The sequence below is a fragment of the Intrasporangium chromatireducens Q5-1 genome (assembly GCF_000576575.1).
Lineage (GTDB): Bacteria > Actinomycetota > Actinomycetes > Actinomycetales > Dermatophilaceae > Intrasporangium_A > Intrasporangium_A chromatireducens.
The window spans coordinates 1-12,605 of record NZ_AWQS01000116.1 but is presented as its reverse complement, the minus strand read 5'-3'; the positions used below and the strand labels follow the sequence as shown (position 1 = coordinate 12,605).

At 73.1% G+C, this 12,605-nt stretch carries 14 protein-coding genes; all 14 read left to right on the top strand.

Annotation, left to right across the window (positions count from 1 at the left end):
* A partial coding sequence (locus tag N864_RS13610; RefSeq protein WP_240474323.1) for a lysophospholipid acyltransferase family protein occupies positions 1-1,103 on the top strand: 1,103 nt, incomplete at its 5' end.
* Between the two features lie 193 nt (positions 1,104-1,296).
* Entirely contained in the window at positions 1,297-1,533 is a 237-nt protein-coding gene (locus N864_RS13605) for a glutaredoxin family protein (protein ID WP_034717644.1), read from the top strand.
* Positions 1,534-1,673: 140 nt separating this feature from the next.
* Entirely contained in the window at positions 1,674-2,348 is a 675-nt protein-coding gene (locus N864_RS13600) for a redox-sensing transcriptional repressor Rex (RefSeq protein ID WP_034717641.1), read from the top strand.
* On the top strand, positions 2,345-3,730 hold the full coding sequence (hemA, locus tag N864_RS13595; protein ID WP_034717639.1) for a glutamyl-tRNA reductase: 1,386 nt from the start codon (positions 2,345-2,347) through the stop codon (positions 3,728-3,730). Before N864_RS13600 ends, hemA begins: the two co-directional genes overlap by 4 nt.
* A complete protein-coding gene (gene hemC / locus N864_RS13590) occupies positions 3,727-4,680 on the top strand; it encodes a hydroxymethylbilane synthase (RefSeq protein WP_034717637.1) in 954 nt (317 codons plus the stop codon). The genes hemA and hemC overlap by 4 nt, the downstream gene beginning before the upstream one ends.
* A complete protein-coding gene (locus tag N864_RS13585) occupies positions 4,677-6,326 on the top strand; it encodes a bifunctional uroporphyrinogen-III C-methyltransferase/uroporphyrinogen-III synthase (protein ID WP_034717634.1) in 1,650 nt (549 codons plus the stop codon). Before hemC ends, N864_RS13585 begins: the two co-directional genes overlap by 4 nt.
* Positions 6,323-7,288, top strand: a complete 966-nt coding sequence (gene hemB / locus N864_RS13580) for a porphobilinogen synthase (protein WP_034717632.1) — start codon at positions 6,323-6,325, stop codon at positions 7,286-7,288. The genes N864_RS13585 and hemB overlap by 4 nt, the downstream gene beginning before the upstream one ends.
* A 37-nt stretch (positions 7,289-7,325) precedes the next feature.
* The gene (locus N864_RS13575) at positions 7,326-7,811 is read left to right on the top strand and encodes a MarR family winged helix-turn-helix transcriptional regulator (protein ID WP_034717628.1); all 486 of its coding nucleotides are present in this window, start codon (positions 7,326-7,328) and stop codon (positions 7,809-7,811) included.
* A gap of 77 nt (positions 7,812-7,888) precedes the next feature.
* Complete coding sequence (gene hemL / locus N864_RS13570; protein ID WP_034717625.1) at positions 7,889-9,220, top strand: glutamate-1-semialdehyde 2,1-aminomutase; 1,332 nt, start codon at positions 7,889-7,891, stop codon at positions 9,218-9,220.
* 294 nt (positions 9,221-9,514) lie between these two features.
* Positions 9,515-10,135: a LysE family transporter gene (locus tag N864_RS13565; protein WP_034717623.1), complete on the top strand. Its 621-nt coding sequence runs from the start codon at positions 9,515-9,517 to the stop codon at positions 10,133-10,135.
* Between the two features lie 121 nt (positions 10,136-10,256).
* Positions 10,257-10,934: a histidine phosphatase family protein gene (locus tag N864_RS13560; protein WP_051518564.1), complete on the top strand. Its 678-nt coding sequence runs from the start codon at positions 10,257-10,259 to the stop codon at positions 10,932-10,934.
* Positions 10,934-11,545, top strand: coding sequence for a TlpA family protein disulfide reductase (locus N864_RS13555; protein ID WP_034717620.1), 612 nt, complete (start codon positions 10,934-10,936; stop codon positions 11,543-11,545). Before N864_RS13560 ends, N864_RS13555 begins: the two co-directional genes overlap by 1 nt.
* A 3-nt stretch (positions 11,546-11,548) precedes the next feature.
* Positions 11,549-12,292 carry a cytochrome c biogenesis CcdA family protein gene (locus tag N864_RS13550; RefSeq protein ID WP_034717617.1) on the top strand — a complete coding sequence of 248 codons (744 nt, stop codon included), beginning with the start codon at positions 11,549-11,551 and terminating at the stop codon, positions 12,290-12,292.
* Positions 12,293-12,605: cytochrome c biogenesis ResB family protein (locus N864_RS13545; protein ID WP_034717615.1), on the top strand; the 313-nt coding region annotated here is incomplete at its 3' end.

Here is a 12,605-nt window from a genome sequence, read left to right as displayed (position 1 = left end):
GGGCGCGGCTGCGCTCCGTCCCGCCGCCGAGCGACGACCCGGCCGACGGCGAGGAGGGTGCGGTCCGGGGACCTGCGCGGGTGCACCCCGGCAGGGCGATGGCGAGCGCGGCGGCCCAGGCATCGGGCACCGCGGAGCGGCTCGTGGCCCGGTTCCTCGACTCGGCCGACACCTCGTCCGACATCCGTCCCGGCCCCGCCGAGCTCGTCGCCCTCGCCGTAGACGTCCTGCGGGCGGCCGCGACCGCCGCCGGGGTGCCCGCCGCTGACGTCGAGCGCCAGGTTGCCCACGCCATCGCCTACCTGCGCCGCCGGCTCGTGGGGGACGTGTCGGTCGACGAGTTCGGCTTCGACGAGGACTTCACCCAGCACGTCTACCTGCCGCTGCTGCGGCCGCTCTACAAGCGGTGGTTCCGCGTCGAGGTGCGGGGCATCGAGAACATCCCGGCGACGGGCGGCGCGCTCGTCGTCGCGAACCACTCCGGCACCGTCGCGCTCGACTCGCTGATGACGCAGGTCGCCGTCCATGACGAGCACCCGCAGCACCGCCACCTGCGGATGCTGGGGGCCGACCTCGTCTTCCAGACGCCCTTCATCGGTGCGATGGCGCGCCGCTCCGGCTCGACCCTCGCGGCCAACACCGATGCCGAGCGGCTCCTCGCGAAGGGCGAGCTCGTCGGCGTCTGGCCCGAGGGGTTCAAGGGCGTCGGCAAGCCGTTCAGTGAGCGCTACAAGCTGCAGCGCTTCGGACGTGGCGGGTTCGTCGCGGCCGCCCTGCGGGCCGGCGTGCCGATCGTGCCGTGCTCGATCGTCGGGGCCGAGGAGATCTATCCGATGCTCGGCAACATGCCGACCGTCGCCCGGCTGCTCGGCGTGCCCTACGCCCCGATCACGCCGACCTTCCCGTGGCTGGGGCTGCTCGGCCTCATCCCGCTGCCGAGCAAGTGGCTCATCGAGTTCGGGCCGCCCGTCGGCACGGCCGGGCTCGGCCCAGAGGCCGCCGAGGACCCGATGATGGTCTTCGACCTCACCGACCAGGTCCGCGAGACGATCCAGCAGACGCTCTACAGCCTCCTGATGCAACGCACGTCCGTCTTCATCTGACGCATCTGACTCGACCTGGCGGGTGGGACGGCCCGCTCACGCGCGGCTCGGACCGCGCGGGGGAGCGGGGGCGAGCTCGGCGGCATACCTCATCCGTATGCCGCTCAGCCGGCTCGGGCGGTCACGTGCACGCGTTCTGCCGCACTGCACCGCCCCTCGAAGAGTCCGTCCGAGCGAAGTAAGTTGGGGAGTCATGGACAAGCGCATCCTCATGCTCGGTCGTCCCGGATGCCACCTCTGCGACGAGGCCCGGGCCGTCATCGAACGGGTCGCCGCGGACGTCGGCGTCGGCTGGGAGGAGCGGTCGATCGACGACGACCCCGCCCTGCGCGCGCAGTACGCCGAGCAGATCCCGGTCACCTTCGTCGACGGCCGCCAGCACGACTTCTGGCGCGTCGACGAGCGCCGGCTCCGCGCCGCCCTCGGCTGACCTCCCGGCGCCGGCGGGTCCACGCTGTGGTATACGCATCCGCTCGCTTTGTGCATGGCTTCACAAACGTCTAGCCTGATCGGGTCCCCACGTGCTCCGCGCCCACGAGCGCCTGCCGCGAAAGGAGCCGGTGAGCCCGCGTGTCCGCCGATCCCACCCTGCGTCGAGAGATTCCCGACGCGACCGTCGCGCGGCTCCCCGAATACCTACGGACGCTGACGATGCTGGCGGAGGCCGGTGTCGCCTCGGTCTCGTCCGAGGAGCTCGCCGCATCGGTCGGAGTCCGGTCCGCGCAGCTGCGCAAGGATCTGAGCCACCTCGGCTCGTATGGCGTGCGGGGCGTCGGCTACGAGGTCGAGACGCTGGCGCTGGAGATCACCAGGGCGCTCGGCCTGACCCAGGACTGGCCCGTCGCCATCGTCGGGATGGGTAACCTCGGCCACGCGCTCGCGTCGTACTCCGGCTTTGTCACCAAGGGTTTTCACATCGTGGCGCTCTTCGACGACGACCCCGCCCTCATCGGCGAGCAGGTCGGCGACGTGACGATCCGGCCGTCGTGGGACATCGAGGGCTGCGCCCGCGAGCTCGGCATCGCGATCGGCGTCATCGCGACCCCGGCGCCCGCCGCCCAGACCGTGTGCGACGCGCTCGTGAAGTCCGGCGTCCACGCGATCCTCAACTTCGCACCCAGCGTGCTGACCGTGCCGGCCGGGGTCGAGGTGCGGCGCGTCGACCTGTCCACCGAGCTGCAGATCCTCGCCTTCCACGCCCAGCGCAGGGTCGGGCTGCCCTCCCCGGCGGTGGTGCAGCGATGAGCCTGCTCGTCATCGGGTTGTCCCACCGGACCGCTCCACTGTCCATCCTCGAGGCGCTCTCGGAGGACGAGCGGCGCGACGAGACGCTGGCCGACACCCTCGTCCGCTCCGCGACCGTCGACGAGGTCGTCGTGCTGTCGACCTGCAACCGGCTCGAGGTCTATGCCGAGGTGCCGGCCTTCCACCCCGCCGTGGCCGCGATCGGCGATGCCCTCGCGGCGGCCGCCTCGATCGCGACGGGCACCGAACGCAACGCCGAGCTCGTCGACGAGTGCCCGCGCGAGCCCGAGGCCGCCCTCGCGGCGCGCGCCGACGAGCTGGCCGACCACCTCTACGTCCGCTACGACGACGGCGCCGTCGCTCACGCGTTCACGGTGGCCTGTGGGCTCGACTCAATGGCAGTGGGGGAGTCGCAGGTGCTCGGCCAGATGCGCGCGGCCCTCGCCCAGGGCCAGGAGTCGGGCCGGGTCGGGGCCTCCCTCAACGAGCTGTTCCAGCAGGCGCTGCGGGTCGGCAAGCGGGCCCACTCGGAGACCGACATCGACGGCCACAGCGTCTCCCTCGTCCAGGTCGGCCTCGAGGTGGCCGGCCAGCACCTCGGCCCGCTCGGCTCCCGCCGGGCCGCCGTCGTCGGCGCCGGTGCGATGAGCGGACTCGCCGCGGCCACCCTGAGCCGGGCCGACGTCGACTCGCTGGCGGTCGTCAACCGGACGTTCGACCGGGCCCAGCGGCTGGCCGAGTCGACCGGAGGCACGGCGCGCCCGTGGCAGGACCTGGGCGACGTGCTCGCCGAGAGCGACCTGGTCCTCACCTGTACGGGCGCGGCCGGGCACGTCATCACCGCCGCCGACCTGCGCGCCAGCGGCGGGCGCCGCGGCGGGCGCCCGCAGGTGTTCATCGACCTCGCGCTGCCCCGCGACATCGAGCCGGAGTCGGACTGGCCCGAGCCGATCCCGGGCGTCACCGTCATCGGCCTCGACGAGCTGGGCCAGCGACTGGCCGGACGGGCCGAGGGCCGCGAGGTCGCCCAGGTCCGCGACATCGTCACCGGCGAGGTCGCCTCGTACCTGACCAAGCGCGTCGCCCAGTCGGTCGCGCCGACCGTGGCCGCGCTGCGGGCCCGCGCCGCCGAGGTCGTCGAGACCGAGATGGCCCGGCTCGACCACCGCATGCCGGACCTCGACGACGCGACCCGCGCCGAGGTCGAGCTGGCCGTCCACCGCATCGTCGAGAAGCTGCTCCACACACCGACCCGGCGCGTCAAGGAGTTCGCCATCGACGGCAGCGGTCCGGACTACGCCGCCGCGCTCCGCGAGCTGTTCGACCTCGAGCCCAAGGACGTCGCCAACGTCGACGCACCTCCGAGGAGGGCACGCCCATGACCACGCTGCGCCTCGGAACCCGCCGCTCCGCCCTGGCCACGACCCAGTCGACGTGGGTCGCCGACCGCCTGCGCGCGGCCGGCCACGACGTCGAGCTCGTCGAGATCACCACCCAGGGCGACGTCTCCGGTGCCCTGCTGACGGCCATCGGCGGCACCGGCGTCTTCGCCGCCGAGATCCGCAAGGCCCTGCTCGACGGTCGGATCGACGTGGCCGTCCACTCCCTCAAGGACTTGCCGACAGCGCCGGAGCCCGGGCTGGTCGTCGCCGCCGTCCCGGCGCGCGAGGACCCCCGCGACGTGCTCGTCGCCCGGGACGGGCTCACCCTCGGGGAGCTGCCCGCCGGCTCCGTCGTCGGCACCGGCTCACCCCGTCGGACCGCGCAGCTCGCGTCCCTCGGGCTCGGGCTGCAGGTGCGACCCATCCGCGGCAACGTCGGCACGCGACTGGGGCTCGTCGAGTCCGGTGACGTCGACGCGGTCGTGCTCGCGCGCGCCGGCCTCGCCCGGCTCGGGCTGCTCGACCGCGTGACCGAGGCCCTCGACCCGATCCAGGTGCTGCCGGCCCCCGGCCAGGGCGCGCTCGCCGTCGAGTGCCGGGAGGACCGGGTCGACGTGCGCGAGGCGGTCGCCGTGCTCGAGGACCCCGACACCCGGGCCCGCGTCCTCGCCGAGCGGTCCCTCCTCGCCGCCCTCGAGGCCGGCTGCACAGCGCCGATCGGGGCCCTCGCCGAGGTCGTCGAGGGCGACGACGGCCTGGAGCTGTCGCTGCGCGGCTTCGCCGGGAGCGAGGACGGCAGCATCGAGCTGCGCCGTTCGCTCGTCGGGCCCTACCAGGAGCCGGAGCAGCTCGGCGCCCGGCTCGCCCAGATCCTGCTCGAGGACGGCGCGTCCGACCTCGAACACACGTCCCCACCCGCACCGCAAGACAACTCGGAGCCAGTTTCGTGACTCGTTCGCGCACGCCGTCGCAGGAGACGGTGCACCTGTCCACGCCGCCCGCATCCCCGGCCCGCGTCGCCTTCGTCGGGGCCGGCCCGGGCGACCCCGGGCTGATGACGCTCCGCGGCCGCGACCTGCTCGCCGCCGCCGACGTCGTCATCCTCGACCGGATCGCCAAGGACGACGTCGTGCTCAGCCACGCTCGCCCGGACGTCGAGATCATCGATGCCAGCCACGGCGACCGCGGCCAGGAGCTGACCCAGGCGATGCGGGCCAAGCTCGTCGTCAAGGCCGCCAAGTCGGTCGGCGACGACGGTCTCGTCGTGCGACTCATGGACGGCGACCCCGGCACCTTCAACGGACTCGTCGACGAGGTGCGTGCCTGCCGCAAGGCCGGCATCAGCTACGACGTCGTCCCCGGCGTCTCGGCGATCTCCGCGGTGCCCACCTATGCCGGCGTCCCGCTGACGTCGAAGCAGGACCGCGCGTTCCACGTGCTCAGCGTCGACGGGCACACCGCGCACGTGGCCCGCTACGGCGAGGACGAGGCGACGCTCGTCCTGCTCGGCTCTGCCGACGCGATCCGGGAGGCGCTGCGCACCCTGCTCAAGGCCGGACGCGACGGCGCCACCCCCGTCGTGCTGACCGAGCGGGGCACGACCGTCGCCCAGCACACCCGCACGGGCGTGCTCGCCACGATCGACGACGAGTTCACCGGCGCGACACCCGCCGAGCCGAGCGTCGCCGTCGTGTCCCCGAACGTCGAGCTGCGTGACGAGTTCTCCTGGTTCGAGACGAAGCCGCTCTTCGGGTGGCGGGTCCTCGTGCCCCGCACCCAGGCCCAGGCCGGCCCGATGCTCCAGCGCCTCGCCTCCTACGGCGCGACCGCTGACGTCGTGCCGACGATCTCCGTCGAGCCGCCGCGCACGCCGCAGCAGATGGAGCGGGCGATCCGCGGCCTCGTCACCGGCCGCTACGAGTGGGTCGGCTTCACCTCCGTGAACGCGGTCCGCGCCGTCCGCGAGCGGTTCGAGGAGCTCGGGCTCGACGCACGGGCCTTCGCCGGGCTCAAGGTCGCCGCGGTCGGTGGAGTGACCGCCCAGGCCCTGCAGGACTGGGGCATCAACCCCGACCTCGTCCCCTCGGGGGAGCAGTCGGCCGCCGGTCTGCTCGCCGACTGGCCCGCCTACGACGAGGTGCTCGACCCGATCAACCGGGTCCTGCTCCCGCGGGCCGACATCGCGACCGAGACGCTCGTCGCCGGGCTGCGGGAGATGGGCTGGGAGGTCGACGACGTGACGGCCTACCGGACCGTGCGGGCCGCCCCGCCGGCCCCGGAGATCCGCGACGCGATCAAGGGTGGCGAGTACGACGCCGTCGTCTTCACGTCCAGCTCGACGGTGCGCAACCTCGTCGGCATCGCGGGCAAGCCGCACGCCGCCACGGTGATCGCCTGCATCGGCCCCGCCACGGCGAAGACCGCCCAGGAGCAGGGCCTGCGGGTCGACGTCCTCGCGCCCGAGGCCTCCGCCTCGAGCCTCGTCGACGCCCTCGCCGGCCACGGCGTGGGACTGGCCATCGCCGCAGCGGAGGCCGGCCAGCCGGTGCAGCGGCCGCGGGACAAGCGCCCGACCTCACGGCGGCGGGCCCGATGATCGACCGCCCCCGCCGGCTGCGCCAGTCGCCCGTCGTGCGGGCGATGGTCGCCGAGACCCGCGTCCACCCGAGCCAGCTGATCCTGCCCGTCTTCGTCGCCGAGGGCGCGACCGAGCCGCGGCCGATCCCGAGCATGCCCGGCGTCGTGCAGCACACCCTCGACTCGCTCGTGGAGGAGGCGCGGCGGGCGGCCGGGGCGGGCCTCGCCGGGGTCATGCTCTTCGGCGTGCCCCAGCACAAGGACGCCCGCGGCTGCGGCGCCACCGAGCCCTCGGGCATCCTCAACGTCGCCCTGCAGGCGGTCCGGGACAAGGTCGGGGACGACGTGCTCGTCATGGCCGACACCTGCCTCGACGAGTTCACCGACCACGGGCACTGCGGCGTGCTCGACGACCGGGGCCGGGTCGACAACGACGCGACCCTCGACATCTACGCCGAGATGGCCGTCGCCCAGGCCCGCGCCGGGGCCCACGTCGTCGCCCCGTCCGGGATGATGGACGGGCAGGTCGGCGCGATCCGGACCGCCCTGGACGACGCCGGTTTCCAGGACGTCGTCATCCTCGCGTACGCCGCCAAGTACGCCTCGGCGTTCTACGGCCCGTTCCGGGACGCGGTGCAGTCGAGCCTCCAGGGTGACCGGCGCACCTACCAGCAGGACCCGGCGAACATCCGCGAGGCGCTCCGGGAGATCGACCTCGACGTCGCCCAGGGCGCGGACATGGTCATGGTCAAGCCGGCCCTGTCCTACCTCGACGTCGTCGCCGCGGCAGCGCAGCGCACGACCGTGCCGGTCGCCGCCTACCAGGTGTCGGGCGAGTACGCGATGATCGAGGCCGCGTCGGCACAGGGCTGGATCGACCGGGAACGGGCCGCCCTCGAGTCGCTCGTGTCGATCCGCCGGGCCGGTGCCCAGGCCGTCCTGACCTACTACGCCCTCGAAGCGGCCGACTGGCTGGGCTGACTCCTCTAGGATTCACGCAGCAGCGGGGGAGGTGACGATGGCTGACCAGCAGCCGGACGACGTGCGGTGGCTCGACGAGTCGGAGCAGGCATCGTGGCGTGCCATCCTCCGCGGCACCCGCCTGCTCGAGGGCGCCCTCGACGAGGCCCTCCGCGGCAGCGGCATCCAGCTCAGCGAGTACGAGATCATCTCGATGCTTTCCGAGGCGCCCGGACAGCGCCTGCGCATGTCCGAGCTCGCCTCGATGGTCGTGCAGTCGCGCAGCCGGCTCACCCACACCGCGAAGCGGCTCGAGGAGCGCGGCTGGGTCGGGCGCCAGTCCTGCCTCGCCGACAAGCGCGGCGTCGAGCTGGTCCTCACCCCGAGCGGCAAGGACGCGATCGACCGGATCGCCCGGGTGCACGTGCAGAGCGTGCGCGACAACCTCGTCGACATCATGACCCCCGAGCAGTACAAGGCGATCGGCGACGCGATGGCGATCGTGCGCGACCACCTCGACCCCGAGAAGCGCTCCGGCCGCTGAGGCCGCCCGCCACGGCGGCACCGCGGACAGGCGGGGTGCGGGGTGAGCGGCATACGAGCTGTGGGAAGAATGGGCGCATGACCCAGGACGAACGCACCGCCCAGCCGACCGCCCGCTCCGAGGAGCTCTTCGACCAGGCGCAGCGGATCATCCCGGGCGGCGTCAACTCCCCGGTCCGGGCCTTCGGCAGCGTCGGCGGGACGCCGCGCTTCATGGCGTCGGCGAGCGGGCCGTGGCTCACGGACGTCGACGGCAACCGCTACGTCGACCTCGTCGGCTCGTGGGGGCCGATGATCCTCGGGCACGCCCACCCGGACGTCGTCGCCGCGGTACAGGCGGCCGCGGAGCGGGGCTTCTCGTTCGGCACGCCGTCCGGTGGGGAGGTCGAGCTCGCCGCCGAGATCGTCGCCCGGGTCGAGCCGGTCGAGCAGGTGCGGCTCGTCAACAGTGGCACCGAGGCGACGATGTCGGCGATCCGGCTGGCCCGCGGCTTCACCGGGCGCGACGCCATCGTCAAGTTCGCCGGCTGCTACCACGGCCACGTCGACGCGCTGCTCGCCTCGGCCGGCTCCGGCGTCGCGACGTTCGCGCTGCCCGACTCGGCGGGGGTGCCGCGCTCGAGCGCGGGTGAGACGATCGTGCTGCCCTACAACGACCTCGCCGCGGTCGAGGAGGTCTTCGCCGCGCGGGGGCACGAGATCGCCGCCGTCATCACCGAGGCGGCACCGGGCAACATGGGGCTCGTGCCGCCGCTGCCCGGCTTCACGGAGGGGCTGCGCCGCGTGACCCGCGAGCACGGCGCCCTGCTCATCTCCGACGAGGTGATGACCGGCTTCCGCTGCTCGCCCGCCGGCTTCTACGGCCTCGAGGGTCCGTATGCCGCTGGGCCGGCCGACCTGTTCACGTTCGGGAAGGTCATGGGTGGCGGTTTCCCGGCCGCGGCCTTCGGCGGCCGCGCCGAGGTCATGGCGCTGCTCGCGCCGGCGGGGCCGGTCTACCAGGCGGGGACCCTGTCGGGGAACCCGGTCGCGTCGGCGGCTGGGCTGGCGACGCTCAGGGCGTGCACCCCGGACGTCTACGACCGGCTGGGTGTGGTGTCGCGGGCCGTCGCGGACGGTGTGGCCGATGCGTTGGGGGCGGCCGGGGTGCCGCACACCATCCAGTGGGCCGGCTCGATGTTCTCGGTCTTCTTCCGCGACGGGGCGGTCCGCAACTACGACGAGGCGAAGGCGCAGGACACCGACGCCTTCCGCCGGTTCTTCCACGCGATGCTGGACCATGGGGTGCACCTGCCGCCTAGCGCGTTCGAGTGCTGGTTCGTGTCGGCCGCCCACGACGACGAGGCGGTGTCGGCCGTGCTCGAGGCGCTGCCGGCGGCCGCCCGCGCCGCGGCGGGCGCCACGGGGTGACCCCTTCGCGGCGCGCTGATCACCTGCTGCGTCAGACGCAGCAGGGGGCCCGCTGCTGCACGTGACTCAGCACGGGGCCCGCTGCTGCACGTGACTCAGCAAGGGGCCCGCTGCTGCACGTGACTCAGCAGGGGGCCCGCTGCTGCACGTGACGCAGCAGGTCTCCAGGGGGCGGGTGAAGGCGTGTGGCGCGGACCGGTGCCGGGGCCCGGTGCCAGCCGAGCGGCATACCGTCTCGTCTTGGTTCGTGAAAAGTCGGCGAAGCGGTGTGCCCGGCGGATCTACACTCCCGTCGTGTCTCTGTCCGTCTGGCTGGGCCTGGTCGCCGCCGGGTTCCTCATCTCCCTCACCCCCGGGGCGGGGGCCATCAACACCATGGCCAACTCGATCACGGCCGGGTGGGCGCGCTCGGTGTGGGGCATCATCGGGCAACAGGTCGCGCTGCTGATCCACATCGCGATCGTCGCCGCCGGCGTCGGGGTCCTCGTCGCGAGCTCGCACCTGCTCTTCAACGTGATCCGCTACGCGGGCGCGGCCTACCTCGTCTATCTCGGGATCCGGCAGTGGCGGGAGCGGACGCACACCGACCCTGAGGCGCCGATGCCGCCGCCCGAGTCGTCCTGGTCCATGGCCCGACGGGGGATGCTCGTCAACCTGACGAACCCAAAGGCGATCGTCTTCTTCCTCGCCTTCACTCCCCAGTTCATCCGGCCGAGCGCGCCGCTGGTGCCGCAGTACCTCGTGCTGACCGCGACGGTGGTGGTCATCGACGTCATCGTCATGTGGTTCTTCTTCGCCGCCGCGGCCAAGGGGCTGCGCCGGCTGACGCGGAGCCAGCAGGGGCAGAAGAGGCTCAACCGGCTCTTCGGCGGGCTCTTCGTCGGCGTCGGGGCGCTGCTCGCGGCAGTGCACTAGGCCGGGACCGCGCTCTCGATCGTCGGGAGGGTGCTGTCGATGGAGGGGTGTCACTACCACGGTCTCGGGAACGTGGGTGGCCAATTGGGTCGGCGCGTCCGCGTTTGAGACACTGGGCGCCATGACCGGCAGCCCCTCCCAGCCCACCCCGCCCGCGCGGTCCGGGCCGACCCGCACCGTGGTCCACCTGATGCGCCACGGCGAGGTCGACAACCCCGGCGGGGTGCTCTACGGACGGCTGCCCGGCTACGTCCTCTCCGAGCTCGGCCGCGAGATGGCCGAGACCGTCGCGGCGCACCTCGAGCCCAACGACATCACGCGCGTCGTCGCCTCCCCGCTCGAGCGGGCCCAGCAGACCGCCCGACCCATCGCCGCGAGCCACGGCCTCGCCGTCGACACGGACGAGCGGCTCATCGAGGCGGCCAACCACTTCGAGGGCCGGGCCTTCACGAAGACCTCCCTGCTTGACCCCCGCCACTGGCCGAAGGTCCTCAACGTGACCAAGCCCAGCTGGGGCGAGGCGTACGAGGCGATCGCCGAGCGGATGCTCGCGGCGGTCGCGGACGCCAGGTCAGCGGCATACGGTCATGAGACGGTGCTCGTCTCGCACCAGCTGCCGATCTGGACGGTCCGCAACCGGCTCGAGGGCCGACGCCTCTGGCATGACCCGCGCAGACGCGAGTGCTCCCTCGCGTCGCTCACCTCCCTGCACTACGTCGACGACGAGCTCGAGTCGATCGCCTACTCGGAGCCCGCGGGTGCCCTGCTCGCCCGAGCCACCAAGAGCGTGGGCGCCTGATGCGACCGATCGACCGGCGCACTGCGGTGCGGTGGGGGGCGGCGGCGTTGGCGGGCGCCGCCGTCACGCTGACCGCCGCGTGCTCCTCCGACCCGAACTCCATTGCAGCCCAAGCCCAGTCCGGCGACCGGAAGGGTTACATCTCCGGCGACGGGACGATCGAGCAGGTCGGTCCCGGGGACCGGGGTCAGCCGATCGCGCTGTCCGGCACGACGCTCGAGGGCAAGCCGTGGTCGATGCAGGGGCTCGAGGGCAAGGTCCTCGTCGTCAACGTCTGGGGCTCCTGGTGCCCGCCGTGCATCAAGGAGACCCCGGAGCTGCAGAAGGTCTGGGACGACGTGCAGGCCAAGAAGCTCGACGTCGCCTTCATCGGCCTCGACACCCAGGAGAGCCCCGAGTCCGGCCTCGCCTTCCAGCGGGCCAACAAGGTCACCTACCCGTCCCTCGGCTACGACGGCGGCGTGCCGCTGCTCGCCCTGCAGGGCAAGGCCACCGCGACCCCGACCACGCTCGTCCTCGACGGCACGGGACGCGTCGCCGCCCGCGTGTCCGGCGCCGTCACGGCGACGACGCTGCGCGGGCTCATCGACGACGTCCTGGCCGAGGGCTGAGCGGTGTCCCCCGACCTGCTGACCGGCTCGGTCGTCGTCGCGGCGGCCGTGGCCCTCGCGGCGGGTTTCGTCTCCTTCGCCTCGCCGTGCGTCCTGCCGCTCGTGCCGGGCTTCCTCGGCTACGTCACCGGCCTCGGCGACGTGTCGCTGCAGGAGCGCTCCCGAGGGCGGCTGATCCTCGGCGCGCTGCTGTTCATCCTCGGCTTCTCGGTCGTCTTCCTCGCCATGGCATTCGGGGTGTCCGTGCTCGGGCTCGCGCTGCAGGCGCACCGCAGCCTGCTCATGCGCGTCGGTGGGGTCGTCGTCATCGTGACCGCGCTGCTCTTCCTCGGCCTCGGCAAGGGGTATGCCGCTCAGCTCGCCTGGCGTCCCCGTGCGGGTCTCGCCGGGGCCCCGTTGCTCGGTGCGGTCTTCGGCATCGGGTGGAGCCCCTGCCTCGGGCCGACCCTCGCGGCGATCTATGCCATGGCGGCGCCGCTCAGCGCGCAGTCCGGCACCGTCGGGCGCGGCCTCGTGCTCGCCCTGGCCTACTGCATCGGGCTCGGCCTGCCCTTCCTGCTCATGGCAGCCGCCTGGGAGAAGGCCGGCCGGGCCAACGCCTGGCTGCGGCGGCACCAGCGGGCGATCCAGCTGGTGGGCGGGGTGCTCCTGCTCGTCGTCGGCCTGATGCTCGTCACCGGCCTGTGGGAGACCGTCATGGTCTGGCTGCAGGTCCACCTCATCGGCACCTTCCGGACGGTTCTCTAGATGGCCAACACCGACACCCCGACGAAGCCGCGCCAGTCGGCTCCGCAGCCCCAGCTGCCCAAGCTCGGGCCGGTCGGCTGGCTCCGCTGGGCCTGGCGGCAGCTGACGAGCATGCGCACCGCGCTCTTCCTGCTGCTGCTCGTCGCCGTCGGGGCGGTGCCCGGCTCGATCTTCCCGCAGCGCAACATCGACGCGGGCCGGGTCGCGGACTACCTGGCCCAGCACAAGACGAGCGGGCCGTGGCTCGACCGGTTCGGCTTCTTCGACGTCTACTCCTCGCCCTGGTTCTCGGCGATCTACCTGCTGCTGTTCA

Bases quoted from the DNA above. Each gene is read 5' to 3' on its own strand.
- hemA (WP_034717639.1), top strand. From the start codon at position 2,345: ATGAGCCTGCTCGTCATCGGGTTGTCCCACCGGACCGCTCCACTGTCC.
- N864_RS13575 (WP_034717628.1), top strand. From the start codon at position 7,326: ATGGCTGACCAGCAGCCGGACGACGTGCGGTGGCTCGACGAGTCGGAG.
- N864_RS13555 (WP_034717620.1), top strand. From the start codon at position 10,934: ATGCGACCGATCGACCGGCGCACTGCGGTGCGGTGGGGGGCGGCGGCG.
- hemL (WP_034717625.1), top strand. From the start codon at position 7,889: ATGACCCAGGACGAACGCACCGCCCAGCCGACCGCCCGCTCCGAGGAG.
- N864_RS13605 (WP_034717644.1), top strand. From the start codon at position 1,297: ATGGACAAGCGCATCCTCATGCTCGGTCGTCCCGGATGCCACCTCTGC.
- hemB (WP_034717632.1), top strand. From the start codon at position 6,323: ATGATCGACCGCCCCCGCCGGCTGCGCCAGTCGCCCGTCGTGCGGGCG.
- N864_RS13560 (WP_051518564.1), top strand. From the start codon at position 10,257: ATGACCGGCAGCCCCTCCCAGCCCACCCCGCCCGCGCGGTCCGGGCCG.
- hemC (WP_034717637.1), top strand. From the start codon at position 3,727: ATGACCACGCTGCGCCTCGGAACCCGCCGCTCCGCCCTGGCCACGACC.